Origin of the sequence: Armatimonas rosea (genome assembly GCF_014202505.1) — a bacterium.
In the GTDB taxonomy this organism is placed as follows: domain Bacteria; phylum Armatimonadota; class Armatimonadia; order Armatimonadales; family Armatimonadaceae; genus Armatimonas; species Armatimonas rosea.
Genome location: NZ_JACHGW010000003.1, coordinates 210,981 through 230,148, shown reverse-complemented (window position 1 = coordinate 230,148; position 19,168 = coordinate 210,981). Strand labels below are relative to the sequence as shown.

At 59.3% G+C, this 19,168-nt stretch carries 22 protein-coding genes; 15 read left to right on the top strand and 7 right to left on the bottom strand.

Features of this window, described 5'->3' with window-relative positions; genetic code table 11:
• Positions 1–32 precede the first annotated feature (32 nt).
• Positions 33–1,448, bottom strand: a complete 1,416-nt coding sequence (locus HNQ39_RS16110; protein ID WP_184198426.1) for an alginate export family protein — start codon at positions 1,446–1,448, stop codon at positions 33–35.
• An 18-nt stretch (positions 1,449–1,466) separates the two neighbouring features.
• The gene (locus tag HNQ39_RS16105) at positions 1,467–2,174 is read right to left on the bottom strand and encodes a carbonic anhydrase (protein WP_184198423.1); all 708 of its coding nucleotides are present in this window, start codon (positions 2,172–2,174) and stop codon (positions 1,467–1,469) included.
• Between the two features lie 560 nt (positions 2,175–2,734).
• On the opposite strand from HNQ39_RS16105, the gene HNQ39_RS16100 reads away from it, so the two are divergent.
• Both HNQ39_RS16100 and HNQ39_RS16095 read left to right on the top strand, forming a co-directional pair.
• Positions 2,735–3,091, top strand: coding sequence for a hypothetical protein (locus HNQ39_RS16100; RefSeq protein WP_184198420.1), 357 nt, complete (start codon positions 2,735–2,737; stop codon positions 3,089–3,091).
• Positions 3,088–3,537, top strand: a complete 450-nt coding sequence (locus tag HNQ39_RS16095) for a hypothetical protein (protein ID WP_184198416.1) — start codon at positions 3,088–3,090, stop codon at positions 3,535–3,537. The genes HNQ39_RS16100 and HNQ39_RS16095 overlap by 4 nt, the downstream gene beginning before the upstream one ends.
• Before the next feature lie 22 nt (positions 3,538–3,559).
• On the opposite strand, the gene HNQ39_RS16090 is transcribed toward HNQ39_RS16095, so the two are convergent.
• The 3 genes from HNQ39_RS16090 to HNQ39_RS16080 all read right to left on the bottom strand — a co-directional run bounded on the left by HNQ39_RS16090 (position 3,560) and on the right by HNQ39_RS16080 (position 5,345).
• Positions 3,560–3,889 (bottom strand): hypothetical protein, encoded by a 330-nt coding sequence (locus HNQ39_RS16090; protein WP_184198413.1) that lies wholly within the window; start codon positions 3,887–3,889, stop codon positions 3,560–3,562.
• A 16-nt stretch (positions 3,890–3,905) separates the two neighbouring features.
• Positions 3,906–4,457: a sigma-70 family RNA polymerase sigma factor gene (locus HNQ39_RS16085; RefSeq protein WP_184198410.1), complete on the bottom strand. Its 552-nt coding sequence runs from the start codon at positions 4,455–4,457 to the stop codon at positions 3,906–3,908.
• 105 nt (positions 4,458–4,562) lie between these two features.
• On the bottom strand, positions 4,563–5,345 hold the full coding sequence (locus HNQ39_RS16080) for a polysaccharide deacetylase family protein (RefSeq protein ID WP_184198407.1): 783 nt from the start codon (positions 5,343–5,345) through the stop codon (positions 4,563–4,565).
• A gap of 200 nt (positions 5,346–5,545) precedes the next feature.
• On the opposite strand from HNQ39_RS16080, the gene HNQ39_RS16075 reads away from it, so the two are divergent.
• The 10 genes from HNQ39_RS16075 (at position 5,546) to HNQ39_RS16030 (ending at position 13,787) form a co-directional block, all read left to right on the top strand.
• Positions 5,546–5,869 carry a hypothetical protein gene (locus HNQ39_RS16075; protein ID WP_184198403.1) on the top strand — a complete coding sequence of 108 codons (324 nt, stop codon included), beginning with the start codon at positions 5,546–5,548 and terminating at the stop codon, positions 5,867–5,869.
• A gap of 9 nt (positions 5,870–5,878) precedes the next feature.
• On the top strand, positions 5,879–6,127 hold the full coding sequence (locus tag HNQ39_RS16070; RefSeq protein ID WP_184198400.1) for a hypothetical protein: 249 nt from the start codon (positions 5,879–5,881) through the stop codon (positions 6,125–6,127).
• 205 nt (positions 6,128–6,332) lie between these two features.
• A complete protein-coding gene (locus HNQ39_RS16065; RefSeq protein WP_184198396.1) occupies positions 6,333–7,154 on the top strand; it encodes a virginiamycin B lyase family protein in 822 nt (273 codons plus the stop codon).
• 162 nt (positions 7,155–7,316) lie between these two features.
• Entirely contained in the window at positions 7,317–9,101 is a 1,785-nt protein-coding gene (locus HNQ39_RS16060; RefSeq protein WP_184198393.1) for an efflux RND transporter periplasmic adaptor subunit, read from the top strand.
• A gap of 20 nt (positions 9,102–9,121) precedes the next feature.
• Positions 9,122–9,853, top strand: a complete 732-nt coding sequence (locus HNQ39_RS16055; protein WP_184200389.1) for an ATP-binding cassette domain-containing protein — start codon at positions 9,122–9,124, stop codon at positions 9,851–9,853.
• On the top strand, positions 9,850–11,100 hold the full coding sequence (locus HNQ39_RS16050) for an ABC transporter permease (protein WP_184198390.1): 1,251 nt from the start codon (positions 9,850–9,852) through the stop codon (positions 11,098–11,100). Before HNQ39_RS16055 ends, HNQ39_RS16050 begins: the two co-directional genes overlap by 4 nt.
• 55 nt (positions 11,101–11,155) lie before the next feature.
• Complete coding sequence (locus tag HNQ39_RS16045; protein WP_184198387.1) at positions 11,156–11,782, top strand: hypothetical protein; 627 nt, start codon at positions 11,156–11,158, stop codon at positions 11,780–11,782.
• Between the two features lie 30 nt (positions 11,783–11,812).
• A complete protein-coding gene (locus HNQ39_RS16040) occupies positions 11,813–12,016 on the top strand; it encodes a hypothetical protein (RefSeq protein WP_184198384.1) in 204 nt (67 codons plus the stop codon).
• Between the two features lie 11 nt (positions 12,017–12,027).
• The gene (locus HNQ39_RS16035) at positions 12,028–12,366 is read left to right on the top strand and encodes a hypothetical protein (RefSeq protein WP_184198381.1); all 339 of its coding nucleotides are present in this window, start codon (positions 12,028–12,030) and stop codon (positions 12,364–12,366) included.
• Between the two features lie 2 nt (positions 12,367–12,368).
• Positions 12,369–13,787 carry a DHA2 family efflux MFS transporter permease subunit gene (locus HNQ39_RS16030; RefSeq protein ID WP_184198378.1) on the top strand — a complete coding sequence of 473 codons (1,419 nt, stop codon included), beginning with the start codon at positions 12,369–12,371 and terminating at the stop codon, positions 13,785–13,787.
• 8 nt (positions 13,788–13,795) lie between these two features.
• Here the strand turns inward: HNQ39_RS16030 and HNQ39_RS16025 are convergent, their stop codons facing one another.
• Positions 13,796–14,782, bottom strand: coding sequence for a CsgG/HfaB family protein (locus tag HNQ39_RS16025; RefSeq protein ID WP_184198375.1), 987 nt, complete (start codon positions 14,780–14,782; stop codon positions 13,796–13,798).
• Positions 14,783–15,041: 259 nt separating this feature from the next.
• On the opposite strand from HNQ39_RS16025, the gene HNQ39_RS16020 reads away from it, so the two are divergent.
• Together HNQ39_RS16020 and HNQ39_RS16015 are read left to right on the top strand one after the other, a co-directional pair.
• Entirely contained in the window at positions 15,042–15,755 is a 714-nt protein-coding gene (locus HNQ39_RS16020; protein WP_184198372.1) for a sensor histidine kinase, read from the top strand.
• A complete protein-coding gene (locus tag HNQ39_RS16015; protein WP_184198369.1) occupies positions 15,742–16,413 on the top strand; it encodes a response regulator in 672 nt (223 codons plus the stop codon). The genes HNQ39_RS16020 and HNQ39_RS16015 overlap by 14 nt, the downstream gene beginning before the upstream one ends.
• Positions 16,414–16,655: 242 nt before the next feature.
• Here HNQ39_RS16015 and HNQ39_RS16010 read toward each other — a convergent pair whose 3' ends face one another.
• Positions 16,656–17,504, bottom strand: a complete 849-nt coding sequence (locus HNQ39_RS16010; RefSeq protein ID WP_184198366.1) for an HNH endonuclease — start codon at positions 17,502–17,504, stop codon at positions 16,656–16,658.
• 631 nt (positions 17,505–18,135) lie between these two features.
• Here HNQ39_RS16010 and HNQ39_RS16005 point away from each other — a divergent pair.
• On the top strand, positions 18,136–19,164 hold the full coding sequence (locus tag HNQ39_RS16005; RefSeq protein ID WP_184198363.1) for a hypothetical protein: 1,029 nt from the start codon (positions 18,136–18,138) through the stop codon (positions 19,162–19,164).
• The last annotated feature ends 4 nt before the right edge of the window (positions 19,165–19,168 follow it).

Sequence of the window (19,168 nt, the reverse complement as noted above, 5' to 3'; positions counted from 1 at the left end):
CACTCAATGGTAAGAATGGAGGTTGGCTCAACCTAAAACTTGTAGTTCACTTCCATATAGCCAAAGCTTCCCTTGCTATCTGGATAGATTGACTTCACGATCTCCTTGCCAAGCATCTGACCGAAGTAGAAGCTCGCTGTCGTGCTCTTGCTGAGGGTCATGTCAGCCGAGAGGTCTATCAGATCGGCGAGGTTGTGGCTTCCGCTGGAGGGTCGCCCGGTAAGCCCAAAGGCCGTATTGTTGAACGGACTGCCGGACTGGTACCAGAGATCGTTCGCATTGGCAAGCTGGAGGAGGTGGTAGTCCCCCCGAAGCGCAAGCTTACTGCCGACCTTTCCCGTGACGCTGACAAAGGCATCTTTGAGGTTTGCCTCGGCGAAGAAGGGCGTTCGGGCAAAGAGACGGGGCGTATTGAGGATCGGGTAGAAGGTTCCATGCTGGTTGTCATTGGGGTTGGAGTCGCCGCTGGCGTAGTAGTAGCCGCCGCGCACCGCCAGGTCATTTTTCTTTCCAAAGCCTGGATGGACAGCAACCTGGGCGGTCCAGCTATTGGCGTTGGCGCGCTGGCTTCCCCACTGCCCGCTCTGCACGGCAGCCCAGAGTAGGCCATCCCCAGGGCCAAAGGGAGTGGGGAACGTGCCCAGGAGATTGCCTCCCAGCGTTGCCAGGCGAATGGGATTCGTATCTTTCGCGGCGGTTGGGTTATCGTCGGTCTTGACCAGTCCCCGCGTGTCTTCGTAGCCGATCAGGAAAAGGCGGTCCTCCCCATTCTTATAGAGCTTCGTATGGGAGAGCGAGGCCACTTTCACCTTGGTCAGGGTATTCTGGCCATCGAGATCGTAGACTCCCTGTGTCGGCATGGCGGCGAGCAAGGTCGTGTTGGCGCTCTTCTCCGTCCTGCTCCAAGTGAAACCGTCGAAGCTACGCCCCACATGGGACCACCCCACGGTTCCAATGAGACGAGCGGCCACTTGCGAGCTCTTGGTAAATGCCATGGCAGGGTCGGTTGGGATCGTCTCCTTTCCTTCGTCGAACTCAAAGCGCCCCACCTTGAGTGCTCCCTCGGCGGCCTTCCCCACGAAGAACCCTTGCTTGAGAAACACCGACCCGTTCTGGCTCCCGTTTTGTGCCCGATAGACGGCCCCGACTCCCAGAGACCCTGCGGGTAAAGGAGCGCTCGCGTTTGTCGGCAGTCCAAGCAGCAGAGGAGCCGCCAGCTCGAGCTTTACGGGCGAGTTCCCGACCTTGCCGTCGGCACCGTAGCGCAGGATCGATCCCACATAGTTATACTGGTTCTGCTTGGTCGCATCGGCGGGCTTGAACCAGTCCCAGCTCTCCAAGCGAACCCGCAGGCTCCCCGTGTACTTCCACTCTCCCGACTCTGTTGTCTGCGCATGAACGGAGGCGCAGCTCCCCAGTAAGGCGATGATCGCCCATGAGTGTTTCAACGTTCTCTTTCCCTTTCGTTACTTGGCCTTGGGGGTATACGCAGGAAGCCAGTGGATATGGCCGGTCTTGAGGTCGTAGACCGCCCCGACCAGCAAGACTTCCTTCTTGTCGATTGCGCTACGGAGTGCCTCACTTCCCTGGTAGATGTCTTCCAGAGACTCTTGGACATTTGCCTCAATGGAAGCGGCCACCAGGGGATCGCCCTTGAGCTCAGGCTTCGTCTTCTTAACCGCGTTGACCGCGTCTGTGATATGCACGGCCAGGCTATTGAGGTTTGGCCCGGGGAGATACTCCCCCGACGCGACTGCGGTCACTGCCCCACACTTGGAGTGGCCAAGGACAACAATGAGCGGAGTGTGCAGGTGCCCCACAGCGTACTCCATCGAGGCAAGCTCGTCTTTGTTGGCGACATTGCCTGCGACCCGAACATCGAAGATATCCCCGACTCCCTGGTCAAAGAGAAGCTCGGGAGAGACACGTGAGTCCGCGCAGCCAAGAACCACCGCCTTAGGGTGCTGACCATAGAGCGCGGTATCTTGGAGCCGCTTCACTCCCTCATGGGGATGCTGTGGGTGCCCCGAGCTATAGCGCTGATTCCCCGCCTTAAGATCAGCCAGCGACTGAGTCGCGGAAAGCTTCTCGCTGGAGACCGCTGGCTTCTGCGGGGACGAAAACGCGGAAGTCCCGAGCAAAGAAAGAAAGCCCACGGAGGCAACAGAGGCCATTGCTAATACCCTTACAGAAACAAAACGAACTGTTTTCATTACCATTTTTCCTTTTATCCATCGTGCAGATCGGTCATGAGGAGCGCAGTATCATTTATCTTGCCAATACCTGGTGATAAAAACCAAGTACCAGACTTAACAGAATACAATTCGCAAATCACAACACCGATCATTAATTCGCATGATAAAATCCATTAGTTCCAAAACACAAAACAATCTTAAATAAAAAAACTACGAACACAACACAAAAAATAAAAAACTGTTGCGCATAACCCATTCGCAACAGTGCAACACTCTCATTTTTACGCCAAAGCCATTTTTTTAGAAAATGCGACAATCACGTTTTTTTGGTTCCCCTTTCGGGGCAATCGTAGGAAATTTTTACGAGCTGCCTCGCTGGGCGAGAGCGTCTTCCTTGAAAGAGTGACGCTTGGTCGGAACTTTTGACGATGCACGTGTCGCATACGTACTGGGTTGGTTTCACGAGGGTGCCCTGTGCAGGTATAACAAAGAACCAATCGCCGCTCCTTCACAGGGAGAGGGCTGAGAGTTTGACGATTATGAACACAGAAGATACTAGCGACTCACGAGATAATGCAGACTTAAGGCAGGTGCTACGTAGTGCCTCGGTACCCGATCCTATCGGGGGGCCGGAGGCCGCTCGCGAGCGCGTGATGAGCCGTGTGCGTCACCAGTTCCCTCCCGAGACCGTGCCTGCTCAGCGCTCCTCGCCTTTCCGCCGGTCTTTTATCGGTGGTGCTCTCTTAGCGGGCCTCTCCCTCGTGGTCTTTCTCATGTGGCCGGAGAGAGAGGCGGAGGCCGACCCGCTCCCTTCGGAGGCGCAGATGCAGCAGTTCTACGACCAGCATGAGACCCACCATGTAGCCCACCAGCAACAGTCCGAGGCGCAGCGATGAGAGCTTCTTGGGGAGCTGCCCTCTGTCTTAGCCTTGGTGCCGCGGGTAGCTTGCCCGTAGCCGCACAGACAGCGACAAAGGCCCCGCCTGCGACAAAGCGCGGAACACACGCGATTTCTATCGCAGCGAAGCTCGGCCTTCCGGAGCGTGTCGGAGCCTGGCGACTCGTGCGCCATGTCCCTGGCGAGCACGCCCACTTCCTCTATGCCAACCAGCAGCGCACCTTCTCGCTCTTTGTGACTGAGACGAAAAACAATCGCCCGCTCAAGCCACAAACAGGCTGGAAGCCTACTGTCCTCGGGCAGGGTACCAGCGCGTTCCTGCACCAGGACTCCCGTCACTCAGAGCGAAATGCTATCGCCTTTAAATCTCAGACCCAGCGCAGGATGGTTGTGGGGCGTCTCACTGGGCTCGAGCTGGTAGAGATTGCCAAACAGCTCAACTAAGCCACCAAGAGTTGAGCCTTTTTTAGGAGCTCGGGGATTTCTCGAGGAAGTAGGCGGCGTGGGTGAGCTCGTGCTGGTCGTAGAGCTGCTGCATCTGCGCCTCAGAGGGAAGAGGTTCCGCCTCAGCCTCCCGCTCAGGCCACGCGAGGAAAATCCCCACTGCCATCATCATAGCCAGTGCCGTCGCCCCCAGCGGTCGCCAGAGCGAGCGCTGGCCCGTGGCGTAGCTCTTCTCGGGGGGATAGTGGTGGCGCAGAGTGCCCATCAGCCGCTCACGTGCGGCGGCACTTCCGCCGATGGGCTCAGGGAAGGATGCCTCGGTGAGCATCGCCCGTATAGCATCGTCTTTCACAGTGTGTCTCCAGTTTCTATCGGTGCAGCTCTGCGCTCAGTGCCTGGCGCAGCTTCTCACGGCCTCGTGAGATTCGCGAGCGCACAGTACCGATGGGGATACTGAGCATACGGGCGATCTCGGTATAGTCGTAGCCCTCCACATCGGCGAGCAAGACAGCAACCCGGTTCTCCAGGGGCAGGGAGTCCAGTGCCTTCTGGACAGGCTCCGAGTAGAGCGGGTCCATCAAGACCTTCTCAGGACTCTCGCGAGAGTCTGGGATATCGCGCCCCTCCGTCTCGGAGAAGACCGTGTCGAGGCTCTCGGCCGGACGGCGGTTGGCTTTGCGCGCCATGTCGATCCGATTGGTGGAGAGCATCTTAAAGAACCAGCTTGCGAACTTCTCCCCACGGTAGCGATCAAAGGCAACAAAGGCATCGATCATCGTCTCCGAGAGCAGATCCTCAGCGAGATCGCGGTCGCCGGTCAGGCGGTAGGCAAAGCGCCAGAAGCGCTCCCAGTCCTGGGCGACAAGCGCCTCAAACTCGGCATGTTTTTGTGCAGTCGTTGAGCTACGGCGAAGCCACATACTCTTACTTATGCCCACGCTGGGCCAGCTCGCCACGAAGTTTTTCATATCTCCACTGCGAGATAAGTCCCCCAGATCGTTCCCATTTTTGGGAATTATCGCCCATTATTTTGCTCCCTGTTTTTTCTTGAGGTCATCCAGCGAGACAAAGCGATAGCCTTGTTTCTGGAGCGTCTCTAGCATTTGAGGGAGGCACGCAATTGTCTGGTCCACCCCATCATGGAGCAGGAGGATTCCTCCGGGCTGGGTCTTTTGCAGGGTCTTTTGCAGGATGACGTCTTTACCGGGACGGTTGTAGTCGCCGGGGTCGGCTGTCCAGAGCGCCATGGTGTATCCCAGGGCTTGGCTGATCTGTGCCACCTCGCGGTTGTACTCCCCTCCCGGTGGACGGAACCAGGTCGGGGGCTTTCCTAAGATCGTCTGGATCACCTTCCCACAGGCCTTGATCTCGTCGGCGACATACTCTGCGGGGATCTTGATGAGGCTCACGTGATGGTAGGTATGGTTGGCGACCACATGTCCCTGAGCAGACTCCGCCCGTACCAGCTCTGGCGCTTTCTCTGCCATCTCTCCGACCACGAAGAACGCCGCAGGAACTCGGTAGCGGCCCAGGATTGCAAGAATCTCCGGTGTGTAGGCAGGGTGTGGGCCATCGTCGAAGGTGAGCGCGAGCTCACGCCGGCGCGGGTTTCCCCGGATTAGTTTCGAGAAGGCGAGCCCCCGCTCTTTCTCATCCTCGTGCTGCGCAAAGATCTCACGCGCTCCCCGGTAGACCTCTTGACGGGCATTTTGCCAGTAGCGATCCCGCTCTTGCTGGAGCTCCTTGAGAGCATCCTTTCCCGAGAGCTTGTTCGGGGCCACGGGTGCTTGTATTTGCAAATGGTTCATATTAAAGCGACGAAATTTTAACATCTTCGTCCCGCAGTAGCAAGGTAACCACTGACAAAAAACGGCTGCCTCGGCACATCGATCTCAAAGACTCCTGTAAAAAAAATTGACAGGCGTGGGAACGTTTCTATTTTAAACGACGCATTTACCTCCAGAAGCGCTCAAGAAAGCGCAAAAACAAGAAAGAACAAACAAAAATCATGAAAACAAACACCTTACGAACCATTATCGCTGGCCTGTCTCTATTCTGTATCATTGGAGCGAGTGCAAATGCACAAAGCCCAAAAGTCGACACGAAGAATATCGGCACAAAGAAAGCGATTACGACAGTAAAGTCAAGTGCACGAAAAACAGAAGCCACAGCTGGCAAGGATGCTCGTATCGCGGGAAAGACGACAGCAAAGGATGCTAAGAGTGTTGAAAAAACGGCTTCCAAGGATGCAAGATCCGTCGGCAAGGCAATCTCCAAGGATTCTCGCAAGCTAGAGAAAGCAACGGGCAAGATTCTCGGCATTAAGAAGTAAACCTCGACAATGGAGATCACACCTCGCAACGCCACAGACAAGGAAAATAAAATGAAAACTCGAATCGTTAACCTGGCACTCGCTGCCCTCGTTGTCGCTCCCTGTGCTCTGGGAACACAGTCCCATGCAATGGGCTTGAAGCTGGGCTCTGTTAAGCTTAATCATGGGCTCTCGTTAAAGCGCATCGGGAGTGACCTATCCCTGAAGAAGGTCGAACATGCGGTTCACAATGCCTTCGATCTGGGCAAACACCTCTAGATAGAAACGATAAAGCCATGAGAGACTGAGGCCTAAGGCCTTAGTCTCTCTTTTTTTGCCTTTACGGAATAATCGCCTCTGCCGTCCGGCATATTGTGAAGCATGAAGGAACCAAAGTGCAGTCAGGCTCGCCATTACAAGCACACAAATACCAAAGGCTAATTTCTATGAAGACCACGAATACCACTTCGCAAGGAGCCCGACGATGAAATCTGGCTGGCTCTTTGCTCTGATCGGGCTTACGACGGGAGCTCTCGCCGGGTGTGGGGGGAGCCTGAAAGGGACGAGTGTCCCCGTCAGCGATACCCAGACACGGCTCTATATCGCCAACTACGGCGACAACACCGTCGCACGAGAGACACTCTTTGGCGTGCAGGACAAGCTTGCCTCGGGCCTCAGCGGGCCGGTGGCACTCGCCTTCGATAGTGCGGGGGTACTCTACGTCGCCAACAAGACCGCCGCCACCATCCAGAAAATCGACAGCACCGGCACCGTCACCAGCTTTGCCACCAAGGTCAACAACCCCAGCGCCGAGGTCTTCGATAGCACGGGGACGCTCTATGTCACCAGCGCGGCCGATGGCACCATCCTCAAGATCGCATCCGATGGCACCAGCACGGTCTTTGTCTCGGGACTCTCCCTCCCAACCGGGCTGGCCTTCGATAAGAACGGTGTGCTCTATGTCGCGGAGAACGGCCTCAGTCAGATACTAAAAGTAGGGGCCGACGGCACCCTGACACGCTTTGTGAGCGGTATCAGCGATCCCAACGGCCTGGTCTTCGATGCGGCGGGGATACTCTATGTGTCGAGTGGCTCGGGCAATAGTGTCTACAAGGTCTCATCGGCGGGGGCGGTCAGCTTCTTCGTGGGCAAGCTCAATCTCCCCGCGAGCATGGTCTTTGATAGCACCGGTAACCTCTATATCGCCAATATCGGCAACAACACGATCTCCAAAGTGGCTCCCGATGGCACGAGTACGGTCTTTGTGAGCGGCCTTGCCACCCCGACAGGGCTCGCGCTCCGATAGCGATCGCACCCACCCCACCGAGCACGCTCCCACAGCGCCTTTCGCACGGAGAAGGGCGCTGTTTTTTGTGGGTATGCCACGCGACAGATTGTCAGGCATTTCGGAACGACGACGCACAGCCACTCGCAGTAGCTCCTATACGAAAGTCACTGAGGTACTTCCATGACAGCAATCGCAACTAAGCTCACAGGCACCACACCCCCTCCGATGGTACGTCGAGCACGGCGCAAATCCCGCCTCGTCCCGGGGCTGGCAGTCACTCTCCTTTTCCTTGGCATTGGAAGCTGGGGCTGGAACAAAACCCACTCCCCCGCCGATCCCACTGCCAAGCTCCTGACCGCCCTCGCCACGCAGGGCGAGCTGACGGAGACAGTCGCGGCCACGGGCAGTGTCACCTCCCAGACCGGCTCGCAGGTCAAGATCGGCTCGCAAGTGACAGGCCGCATCAAGCACCTCTACACCGATGTCGGTAGCGTGGTGCAGGCGGGCTCGGTGATCGCGGAGCTCGACCTGCCCGATGTTGTCGCGCAGCTCCGGCAGGCTAAGGACAACCTGGAGACCGCACAGACCAAGCTCGCCCAGCAGCTCAGCGGGGTGGCGATGGGGCAGATTCAGACCAGCAGCAGTGTGGCACAAGCACGGGCACAGCTCCGTAGTGCCCAAGCAAAACTGGCCTCCGCACAGGCGGCTGACAGGCTCCAGGCCACCCAGACCCCCGCTGATATCCAGCACGCGAGAACCGTCCTCGCAACCGCGCAAGCGGCGCTCTCCACCGCGAAGTCGAACCTCGCGCAAGCACAAGCAGGGGCCAATCTCCAGGTCGCCACCGCCCAAGAGCAGCTCAACCAAGCGCAGGCCAACGCCCAGAACTCGGCACAGAGCCTCAAGCGCGAGCAGGCCCTCCTGGCAAAAGGCTTTGTCGCAACCAGCGAGGTGGACAGTGCCCAAGCGCAGGCGACGGTCAACAAGTCCCAGGTGGAGACGGCACGGCAGAATATCGAGCTGGTACGGCAGAAGGTTGCCGCAGACACACAGGCAGCCCGAGACGCGGTCACCCAGGCAGAGCAGGGCGTGGAGTCCGCCCAGGCCGCTCTCGACGTGGCGCAGGCCGAGGTCAACCAAAACACGGTCAAGCGCTCGGAGATCGACGATGCCCGTGCTCAGGTGGAGCTCGCCAAGGCCAGCCTGACAACGGCGCAAGGCAATGTCGCACAAAATACGCTCAAGCAGCAGGATGTCCAGCAGGCGCGTGAGGCAGTGCGAGTGGCCCAAGAGCAGGTCGCCTACGCCCAAGCGCAAGTCGATAAAACCTTTATCCGCTCCCCTCTCTCCGGGACCGTGCTTCAGCTTGCGGCGCAGCAGGGCGAGACCCTCGCCGCCGGGCTGTCCTCCCCAACCCTGATTGTCGTGGCCGACCTCAACCGCCTTCAAGTCGATGCCTTTGTGGACGAGACCGATATCGGCAAGATCAAGCTAGGGCAAGAGGCATCGGTGACCGTGGATGCGTTCCCCAAAAAAGTCTTCAAGGGCCGTGTCACCAAGATCGCCTCCGGCTCCACGATTCAGCAAGGCGTGGTCACCTACGATGTCAATATCGCCCTTGAGAACACCGGGCACCAGCTCAAGCCGGACATGACCGCCAATGTCACGATCCAGACCGGGCACAAGTCCAATGTCCTGCTCGTCCCCTCCGAGGCGATCAAGGCCAGCAAGCGCGGGGCGAGTGTCACCGTGCTGGTCAATCACGAGGGCAAGCGTGTCCCTGAGCCCCGCAAGGTCACCACGGGCGCAACCGATGGTGTCCACACAGAGATTCGCGAGGGTCTCAGCCCCGGCGACACGATTGTCCTGGCGGGGCTCTCCCAGAGCCGGGGACCCGTGGGCGGCGCGAGCTCCCCCTTTGGCCCAGCCAGCGGCGGTGGCGTGGGAGGAGGACGACCCCAATGAGCACAGCAGTCGAAAACCCAATGCTACGGATGCGCGGGATTCAGAAGACCTACCCGATGGGCGGGCAGATTGTCCGCGCCCTCGATGGCCTCGACCTCGATATCTGCCCCGGTGAGTTTGTCGCGATCATGGGGCCATCGGGGTCGGGCAAGTCCACCCTGATGCACATCGTCGGATGTCTCGATGTCCCCACCGACGGCTCCTACCAGCTCGATGGGATCGAGGTGGCGGAGCTGGACGAGTACGAGCTGGCGCAGATCCGCAACCAGAAGATCGGCTTTGTCTTTCAGGGCTTCAACCTCTTGCCCCGCATGACGGCTCTGGAGAATGTCGCGCTCCCCTTGCTCTACGGCCATGTCCAAGACCGAGAGGAGCGTGCCCTGGAGGCGCTGGAGCGGGTGGGGCTGGGTGCACGGGTGGATCACAAACCCACCGAGCTCTCGGGCGGCCAGCAGCAGCGTGTGGCGATCGCCCGTGCCCTCGCCTCCCAGCCGCGCTTGATCCTCGCCGATGAGCCCACGGGGAACCTCTCCAGCCTCCAGAGCGAGGAGATCATGCAGATCTTTCAGGAGCTCAACGACGAAGGCAAGACCGTGGTGATGGTGACCCACGAGCCGGATATCGGGCAGCACTGCAAACGAATCGTGAGTATCCGCGACGGCAACGTGGTCGAGGACGAGCCGGTACGAGAGCGCCTTCACGCCACGGAGGTGCTGGCGCGGATGAGCACCCAGAACGGAGGGATGAAGTGAATGTCGTAGAGAGCCTCCAGGTCGCCCTCAGAGGCCTGCAGAGCAACAAGATGCGTAGTGCCCTGACCATGCTGGGGATCATAATCGGGGTGGGCGTGGTGATCGTCGTCGTGGCAATCGGTCAAGGCGCAACCAAGAGTGTCACCGACTCGGTCAACTCCCTGGGAACCAACCTGCTCACGGTCTTGCCCGGCACGGCGCGTATTCGTCTCACTGCGGCAACAGCCCAGAGCCCTGGCGCCAATGGCTCGGCCAGCCACCTGACCCTGGAGGACGCGAAGCTGATCGCGAGTGCGTTCCCTAAGAGCGTCGACTCTATCGCCCCGCAGGTGCGTAGCAATGTCCAGATCCGCCTCGGGGGCAGCGACTCGACCACCAACCTCACGGGGACGACCATAGACTACCCGCTTGTCAACAACTACGAGGTCAGCCAAGGCCGCTTCTTCACTGCGGCAGAGACCGAGGGAAGCCAGAAGGTGTGTGTGGTGGGCACGACAGTCGCGCAGAAGCTCACGGGCGTGGCGGACACCGATCTCACCGGCCAGACCATCGCGATCAACCGCCAGCAGTTCACCGTGGTCGGGATGCTCGCTCCCAAGGGTGCCGGGGCGTTTGGGCAGGACCAGGACGACCTGATTCTTGTGCCGATCACCACAGCGATGCGGCGCGTGCTCAACCAGCAGTTCATCAACTCGATGTCGGTGCGCTGCACCAGCCAGGAGATGATGCCCCTCGCGCAAGAGGAGCTCACCAACTTCCTGCGGAGCCGCCACCACCTCCAGCCCCCCTTCCCCGACAACGATGACTTCAGCATCCGCAGCCAGACCGAGCTGATGCAGCGCCAGAAGAGTGTCACCGATACCATGACCTCGCTCCTGAGTGCCGTGGCTGTCATCTCGCTCCTTGTCGGGGGGATCGGGATCATGAACATCATGCTGGTCTCGGTCACCGAGCGCACGCGTGAGATCGGGGTTCGCAAGGCAATCGGGGCGACTCCTCGGGACATCCTGCTCCAGTTCCTGATCGAGTCGGCGATTATCTCCCTGCTCGGTGGGCTGATCGGCGTGGTGCTGGGCGGTGGAAGCGCGATCGTGATGGCCCGGATCGGCGGCTGGCACACCATTGTCAGCACGGCCTCGGTCTTTATCGCCCTCGGTGTCTCCGCAGCGGTGGGGCTCTTCTTTGGGATCTACCCTGCCAGCCGCGCCGCGGCGCTCCATCCCATCCAGGCACTTCGCCAAGATTAGGGAACGAATACGCAGTGAAGATCGCATGACTTTCACGTAAGAAAGGGTCACGGCTATGTACACCTATCTCTCCGCCCTCGAAATTGATATACGCCTCAGCAATGGCAACAAAACCCGCTTTGTCCAGAGCCAGCGGGAGACTGCCAAGCGGGTGGTGGAGCACCTTCACCCAGAGCGGCTCTTTGCTCAGAAGCAGCTCATCTTGGCAGGAGAGCACTCCCTCTCGGTCTACCCTTGTGCTGCGATCGAGCGGATTGACTTCCTCACAGAGGACTTCCCCACCTGGTCGTTTCCGCGCAATATCACCGATATTGTCGAGATCCCTGAGTCGGATTTCCTTGCCCACTACGATCTGAACACCGCCCGCGGTCAGCGTCGCTTTCGGCCAGGGGAGTCCTTCCGTGTCTATAGCGAGCTAGAGCTCACGAGCGGCCAGCAGCTCTTCCGCGAGATCCATCTCTTGATCCCCCCCGAGGAACCTGGCCCGGAGATTCTGCCTATAGATCGCACCATTATCTTCCAGCAGCTCTGTCACGCCCCCAGCCTTCACTTGCGTCGCTCTGGTGGGGGGATGATTGTCATTAACCCAAGCCACCTTGTCCGAATGACGTTTTACCCTGGCCCCGCCGATGCGCCGGAGAACGCTTGGCTCGCGGATTCCGAAGGGCACCCGTGGCAATAGCCTACGAGCAATAGCGAAAGGAGAGAGGCAATGAAGATCTACCGTGCCGGTGAGCGCGTCGCGCCTGGTACCTACAAACAACTCAATAGTGCACGCATCGTCCGGCTGGAGCAGGAAGACTACCTCCCTGCGAGCCTGAACGGACGTCTCGCCTGCTTTGAGCGTGTCGAGAGCTCCTGGGAGGAGCTCCTGCAGCAGTACGCAAGCTATCCCCCGCAAACGCCCTCCCTCTAGGAGACACGGCCTTGATTGAGAAGACAAACGACTCAGAGCTCGTGGAGGTCAATCTCTCGGTTCACCTCTTTGCAACCTCTGCAGCCATGGTGGGCGTCTGCCTGACCGTGATTGGCTTGCTCCGTATCGTCACGACAATGAAGCCCATTCAGACGGCGGGCGATGACTTACTCGCCGTCGACGCGATGCTTTTCCTCTGCTCGACCTTCAGCTCCTATGGGGCGCTGAAAGCAAGCTTCAAGTCGCAGCGGCACCAGCGGGAGCGTATCGCAGACACGGTCTTTCTCTCCGCCCTCTCTGTCATGGCGATCGTCTGCATCCTCATTGTCTACGCACTGACGGAGAGATAACCATGAGCTCAACTGAGTCGATCAAGCGCTTCCTCCCCTGGCTGGTTGCTGTCGCCTTCTTTATGGAGTCGCTCGACACGACCATTCTCAACACGGCTGTTCCGGTGATGGCAAGGGAGCTTGGCACTGCCCCACTCAGCATGAAGGCGGTGCTCTCCAGCTACACGCTCAGCTTGGCGGTCTTTATTCCCATCAGTGGCTGGGTGGCGGATCGCTTCGGCACCCGGCGCGTCTTCGCCTCCGCGATTGGGCTCTTCACTCTCGGCTCGCTTCTGTGCGGCCTCGCCCCCACGGTTCACCTGCTCATCCTCTGCCGTATCCTCCAAGGCTGCGGGGGAGCCATGATGCTCCCGGTGGGCCGCCTGACCATGGTACGGACCTTCGATAAGTCCGAGCTGACCCAGGCCATGAGCTTTGTGGCGATTCCCGGCTTGATCGGTCCCATGCTCGGCCCGCTGGTCGGTGGCCTGATGGTTGACTACGTCCACTGGCGCGGGATCTTCTTTGTCAACCTGCCCATCGGCCTGCTCGGCCTGATCTTGGTCTACCGAAACCTGCCCAACTACCGCGCAGCCAGCCCCCCCAAGTTCGACACGCTGGGCTTTGTTCTCTTTGGGGTGGGCATCTCCTTACTCTCGTATATTTTGGAAGTTTTCGGGGAGCACACGCTCCGTGGCAGTGCACTTTTGGGGCTGCTCGCGCTCTCTCTCACCTGCCTCGTGGGCTATGGCATCCGCACCACACACACCCTGTTCCCCCTCCTCCCGCTTGCGCTCTTTCGCGTGCGGACGTTCCGCGTCTCGGTGAGCGGGAGCTTCTTCACCCGGCTGGGGATTGGGGGAATTCCCTTTCTCTTCCCCCTTTTGTACCAAGTGGGGCTTGGCCTCTCTCCGATCCAGTGTGGCCTGCTCATGATGCCCCAGGCGGTGGGAAGCCTCGGGCTGAAGCTCCTCATGCCGGGGATTCTCAAGCGCTTTGGCTACCGGCGCATTCTGAGTGTCAATACCCTAGTGCTCGGGCTCCTGATCGGCCTCTTTGCGCTGGTTGGGGCGGCTACGCCTCTTTGGCAGATCGTGCTCCAAGCGCTCGTCTTTGGGTTCTTCACGTCGCTGCAGTACACCAGCATGAACACACTGGCCTACGCCGATGTGACACCGGAGCAGACCAGCGGTGCCAGCAGTATCGCCAGCACGATGCAGCAGCTCTCGGTCAGCTTCGGGATCGCCCTGGCATCGCTGCTCACGGCTGTCTTTGTCCCGGATCGCTTCTCTACCAGCGGCCCGGAGCTGATTGCAGGCATCCACAAGGCGTTTCTTCTTTTGGGAGGCTTGACCCTTGCCTCAGCGCTTGTCTTCCGGGAGCTGAGGAGCGAGGACGGCGACTTGGTCAGCCAGCACCACGCCCTCGCTCACTCAGAATAGGGCTTGGGTCAGTCCAGGTGTACCCGATCCCCGACCTTCGGCTGGAGCTTTCCCTCGAAGCGCCCCGTGGCGGTATGGGCTGAGACCGACGTGATACGCAGCGTTCCGACACGGGTGTAGCGTTGCTCCAGGACACTGCCCGTATCGGGGTCGCGGATGACCTTGACCACCCCCTCCACACTCATGACATCTCCCACACGCACCCCTTGATCGTCCCCGATCGTGACCGTGAGGGTATCGCCCTCCACATCGGCCACTTTCCCGACAAGCGGTGTGGGCGCGACACTCGTGGTCAAGGCAGCTCGCAGGTCCAGGTTCGCTGTCCCCTTGACAAGCTTCTGCGCGAGGTCGCTGACACACTTCCGGGTCGCCTCACCGATCAGGGTGTCTTGGAAGGCACGGGAGCGAAAGTCGACCCCGCCCGCATAGATCCCTCCTCCTCGGTTGATCCCAAAGCCCGTAAAGCTACCCCGCGCCGAGCTCCCCGCGGCGTCAAAAGTCTTGAGAATCCGCCCTGTGGCCGCGTCGATGAGCTGGCAGCTCATTCCCACGCGGGCGCGGGTCTCCGTAAAGCCAACCCCAAACAGGGAGCCGGAGGGACGCCAGCGCCTCCGGTACCCATCGGGCCTGTAGAGTCCGTCCCGGAGCCCGATCCCGTCTCTCTCGAACTCAAAGTGGGTGATCGTCCCCCGCAGGATCGTCCCCGTGGGCACGCCTGCACCCTGGCGGCTGTAGACATCGAAGCTCCCTTGCTTGATCAGCTCATCCTCAACGAGAGCGGAGAGGCCTTGCCCAATCTGCCAGTCCCCGCTCCACCAAGGCGAGATGCTTGCATAGGAGAAGGGAGCAACCATGATGCGCAGACGCTGGTGGGGCTGCGACTCAGCGAGAGCCGCCGTTGCGCGAAGTGGGGTCAGTACCAGAGTTCCTGGGATGAGGAGACAAAGCACGCTCGTGGCGCACCGTGTCTGTGTCGCTCGTTGCTTGGTGTTCATTTTCATAACCTCTTACTTGTGGTGCGTCCTCGGGGGGCGCTGCGTTCCGACCTTGCCTACAATCCGCCCCACGACAGAGAAGGCAGCTCGCAGCCTCTGCCGCACGGCATATTGGCGTACTGTCGGGAACGTCGCGCGGTGGTGTGACGCAGTACAAAACGTAGGTTCGACTGCACTCTAACTCCTGACACCTAACCGAGGACACTGCCCGAGGTAAGTCGAGCAAGCCCTCGGTCTTTTTTTGAGATACCGCATTTCTATGGAACCAGAACAACTCTCTACCAATGCTATTGAGCTTACGCACGTCCTCATGATGGCGCGTGAGGAAGAGCGCCGCATCGTTGCCTACGATCTCCACGATGGCCTCACTCAGTACATCGCTGCCACCAACGCCCACCTCGAGGCCTGTATCGCCGCCTGGGACTCGGGCCAGCACGAGCGGGCACGCGCCCAGCTGGCGAAGGCGCACGAGTACATTGGCTTTGCGGGGCTCGAGTCGCGGCGCATGGTCAATAGCCTGCGTTGCCTCTCTCTGGAAGATCTGGGGCTGGCGGGCGCAGTCGAGCAGCTCCTGGCCGATGAACAGAAGCGCACGGGCTGGGAGTCGGCGACCCTCTCACACAATCTCTCGTCGGAGCGTTTTGAACCACGTATCGAGACCGCTGCCTTTCGGGTGGTTCAAGAGGCACTCAACAACGCCCGCAAGCACGCCCAGGCAAGCCATGTCCAGGTCATGCTCTTGCTCGCCCCCGACAAAGCCGTACTGACTTTAGAAGTCTCCGACAATGGGGTTGGACTGGAGCACCCCGCCCCAAACGATGGCAAGATCCCTGTAGGTATGCACGGCATGCGGGAGCGAGTTCGAACACTGGAGGGCAGCTTTGAGGTCCAGAGCCTCCCTGAGGGGGGAGTACGGGTCAGAGCGAGCATCCCTCTAAAACAAAAAGGAGATCAACAGTATGAGCGAGTATAGAGTCTTGTTGGTCGACGACCATGCCATCTGGCGAGGCGGTGTGGCGGCGATGCTGGAGGGGAGCGCGTTCACGGTGGTCGGGGAGGCGGGTAGTAGCAAAGAGGCCCTCACGGTCACCGAGGCGACATCCCCCCAGGTCGTCTTGCTGGACATACGCATGGCAGGCGGCGATGGGCTGGAGGCACTTGTGGCGCTCAAGGCACAAAATCCACATCTTGCTATCGTCATGCTCACCACCTACGACAACCCAACCTACATGGCCCGTGCAGTCGCGGGGGGAGCCGCAGGCTATCTCTTCAAGACCGTCTCCCGCGACCAGCTTCTCGGTGCGCTCCAGGCCGTGATGCACGGCGAGCTCTTGCTCAGGCGCGAGGAGCTAAGCCGCGCCCTACGCAGTGTCGGGGAAAAGACGGCTGGGTTTAGTGATCTCATCACTCCCCTCTCCCCGCGCGAGGAAGAAGTCCTTCGCTACGTGGCCGAGGGGCTCTCCAATAAAGAGATTGGCAACCTGCTATTTATCGGCGATGGCACGGTGAAGTCCCATGTCGAGCATATCCTGGGCAAGCTGGGAGTCTCTGACCGGGTCCAGGCAGCAGTCTGGGCGATGCGCCACGGGCTCATCTCCCCACAGGAGATTTCTCACAGCTCCCTTGATTAAGAGAGGATGGTAGACATGCGGCAGATCACGCCATTGGGAAAGCGTAGCACCGTCTTGGAGAGCGAGCGGTACTTGTCGGGCAGGGCATCCACAGGGACGAACGATGCCCTTCTCTTGAACCAAGGCGAGGACTTGCTCGGTTGGCAGAGTGATACCAGGCTCTGATAGTAATATATTCCACGGCTATTACACACTATTTTCGGAGCCCGAGAAGATTCTCTTTGCCATATTTTGCCCACGGGTTAGATGTGGAGATTGAGTTCTACCTGCTCAATCCTCACGCCGAAGTTAAAAGTAAAGTCTTTGAAATCAAGCTGTGCATCGCAAGCGTGAATCGCTCCATGATGGTTCGGGCAGACAAGCAGAAGGTTCTTTAAATCATCTTCCCCACCCCGGCTGAGCCAGTGGATATGATGACCGTGACAGAGCCAGTGCCCGTACTCATTTCTCGGATTCCAGCCGCAGAGCTGGCACTTGCCCTCATAAATTTTCTGGAGTTCCTTCACCAGCTGACGGTTTCGAGTCGGTGCTTGAGAAAACAGATACGCCGCTCGCGCCTCCGCAACGCCTGATGGCTCCTCTATCAAGAGCTGGCGTACGGCCTCTTCGTCGCCCAGGAGAACCGCCGCCTCCAGACGCTCCTCGGGGAGAATCCGCGCCCGCGGCTCCAATGACAATCCGCTTGCCGCCACCCGAAGCATCTGATGATCCGCCTCGGTGATTTTCCGAACTGCAGCGTGTCCCTGAAACGACTGCCCAAGTCGCGTGGCACCTGCTTTCACACTGAGCGAGCGAATAACTTGCTCCACGCTGGGTGCATCGTCATCGGCGAGAAAATAGCGAGACTCCTTCAGGTTGCCCCAGATTCGATACGGGCCGTAGCGAAAATTCGGAGGGTTTTCGGTCTTGGCTTTGACAAGCAGCTCAGCGGCTAAAACGTACTGCCCAGACTTGTTTCGCGTGAACGCCCAAAGGCTATCGCCCACCTCAATGGAATGTAGAAGAGGATTCGACTGATTTAAATGAAAACCCGCCCCCATATCCAGATCGCGGTGGTAGTTGTCAGGGTGCCAGTAGTACAGTAGGGGCATCGGATAGTCGCATTGTAACCGATAGCGAACTTACCCCCAAGTCCCTTCACCTTTGGTTGCGTGTCTTCTCAGTACGCAATACCGGCGCTTTCGGGCTGCTGACAACCTGCTCTTGTCGTTTCTCCAGACCGATCCGACTTAAAGCGTGATCAGAGATGCCGCCCGGCTCTTGCCCAGTGTGGATGCCAAGAATGCGGAGCGAGAGCACTTGACCTGCCGCTAGGCCGTGGAAAACATGGCAGGCCCGCGACCTAACGCCGCTCAGGTTGCTGGTTTGTGGGCTTCGTTCTCAGAGCTCTGGGACGAAGCAACGAACGAAGAGCGGCACCGACCCCTACGCCTGATCGTGGATCACGTGGAAATCTCAGGGGTGGATGAGGCAGAGCCAAGCAAAACAAAAAGGAGCCTCCACTTGATTGTGGAGACTCCCCCGAGTTTTGAGTCGTCTAACGAGCACTCATCAATGTAGGTTTACGTCTTAGACTCTGCATGGGTGCTTGCCCCCACGACACTACCACGTTGGACTCCCCACAGGCACCGCGTCCGCGCCGCCGTCGCCCCTTCTCAAACCCGTCGCGCCTTACCCTCACTGCCCTGATCCCCCCCTATCGGAAGGGGCAAAGGGGCAAACGTGCCACACCTTCAAGCCAACTCTGACACAGCTTCTCTCATCACTATTCCCGACGGACGTTGGGACGCCCAGCGGCGTCTTGCGCGGCTCTTTCGTGACATCTGCTACAACGACGCACGCACTGATGGTTGCATCGTGGGTAACGAGTTCCTCGCCAAGCAGGCGGGGATCGTCCCCGATCACGTCCGGGCTTTGCTACGCCAGCTCAAAGACTACGGACTAATCGAGATTGAGGTACGCGGCCCTAAGCGTCGCATTCGCCCGCTGGTAAAGCTCACCGAGGTGATGAAGCGCGGCTGGCATGCGCTCTGGCTCGCCATCCTGGAGCGAGACACTTTCCCTTCGGCTATCCGAAGACTTGCGGCGGCTCTCGTCAAACGCCACTGCCCCAATCGCCCCGATCTTAAGAAGCTCGGAGTTGATCTCGCTACGTCCGCTTCGCCGCCGCCTGCTCCCAAGAACTCTTCGGGTAGGCTTCGGCAAACTCTTCGGCTCTCACCTGATAAAGGGAATCCGGAAGAGACTACAACAAGCCAAGCCCAACCACAGGCTCGGGAGAAGCCTCAGGCGAACCTGGGTTCTGCTGCTGTCTCTCTGCTGACGCAGAAGGTCGGGATTCCCGAGGCCGAAGCCGAACTCCTGGCCGAGGGGATCGCTTCAGATGGAGGGACGCTGGAGCAACTCACTCATGCCGTCGCCGTTGCCAGTGCTTCAAAGCTCCGATCACCTGCCGGGTTCATCCGCGCCGCTGTCCGCTCGGCAGTTCGAGGCGCGGTCTACCTGCTGCCTGGTGGTAAACCGACTCATACTAGCGATATTGACGAGCGCCCCCAGCGCATCGTCAAAGCCCTTCGACCTATCCCGGCAGACTGGCTCCCTGAATTACCCTACGACCAAGCTCGGAGCTACTGCAACGAGGCAATGCGACTGCTACGAATGGAGGGGCAGGAGCGCCCAGCAGATACCGAGATTCGGGATCGAGCGCGGCAGCTTCGGCAACGGGCAATGAGTAAATCAGCGGTAGAATAAGGCA

What these genes read in the sequence shown, in the direction of transcription:
- HNQ39_RS16040 (WP_184198384.1), top strand. Translation starts at nt 11,813, where the DNA reads ATGAAGATCTACCGTGCCGGTGAGCGCGTCGCGCCTGGTACCTACAAA.
- HNQ39_RS16070 (WP_184198400.1), top strand. Translation starts at nt 5,879, where the DNA reads ATGGAGATCACACCTCGCAACGCCACAGACAAGGAAAATAAAATGAAA.
- HNQ39_RS16025 (WP_184198375.1), bottom strand. Translation starts at nt 14,782, where the DNA reads ATGAACACCAAGCAACGAGCGACACAGACACGGTGCGCCACGAGCGTG.
- HNQ39_RS16080 (WP_184198407.1), bottom strand. Translation starts at nt 5,345, where the DNA reads ATGAACCATTTGCAAATACAAGCACCCGTGGCCCCGAACAAGCTCTCG.
- HNQ39_RS16085 (WP_184198410.1), bottom strand. Translation starts at nt 4,457, where the DNA reads ATGTGGCTTCGCCGTAGCTCAACGACTGCACAAAAACATGCCGAGTTT.
- HNQ39_RS16055 (WP_184200389.1), top strand. Translation starts at nt 9,122, where the DNA reads ATGCTACGGATGCGCGGGATTCAGAAGACCTACCCGATGGGCGGGCAG.
- HNQ39_RS16045 (WP_184198387.1), top strand. Translation starts at nt 11,156, where the DNA reads ATGTACACCTATCTCTCCGCCCTCGAAATTGATATACGCCTCAGCAAT.
- HNQ39_RS16100 (WP_184198420.1), top strand. Translation starts at nt 2,735, where the DNA reads ATGAACACAGAAGATACTAGCGACTCACGAGATAATGCAGACTTAAGG.
- HNQ39_RS16095 (WP_184198416.1), top strand. Translation starts at nt 3,088, where the DNA reads ATGAGAGCTTCTTGGGGAGCTGCCCTCTGTCTTAGCCTTGGTGCCGCG.
- HNQ39_RS16060 (WP_184198393.1), top strand. Translation starts at nt 7,317, where the DNA reads ATGACAGCAATCGCAACTAAGCTCACAGGCACCACACCCCCTCCGATG.
- HNQ39_RS16075 (WP_184198403.1), top strand. Translation starts at nt 5,546, where the DNA reads ATGAAAACAAACACCTTACGAACCATTATCGCTGGCCTGTCTCTATTC.
- HNQ39_RS16105 (WP_184198423.1), bottom strand. Translation starts at nt 2,174, where the DNA reads ATGGCCTCTGTTGCCTCCGTGGGCTTTCTTTCTTTGCTCGGGACTTCC.
- HNQ39_RS16030 (WP_184198378.1), top strand. Translation starts at nt 12,369, where the DNA reads ATGAGCTCAACTGAGTCGATCAAGCGCTTCCTCCCCTGGCTGGTTGCT.
- HNQ39_RS16020 (WP_184198372.1), top strand. Translation starts at nt 15,042, where the DNA reads ATGGAACCAGAACAACTCTCTACCAATGCTATTGAGCTTACGCACGTC.
- HNQ39_RS16065 (WP_184198396.1), top strand. Translation starts at nt 6,333, where the DNA reads ATGAAATCTGGCTGGCTCTTTGCTCTGATCGGGCTTACGACGGGAGCT.
- HNQ39_RS16015 (WP_184198369.1), top strand. Translation starts at nt 15,742, where the DNA reads ATGAGCGAGTATAGAGTCTTGTTGGTCGACGACCATGCCATCTGGCGA.
- HNQ39_RS16010 (WP_184198366.1), bottom strand. Translation starts at nt 17,504, where the DNA reads ATGCCCCTACTGTACTACTGGCACCCTGACAACTACCACCGCGATCTG.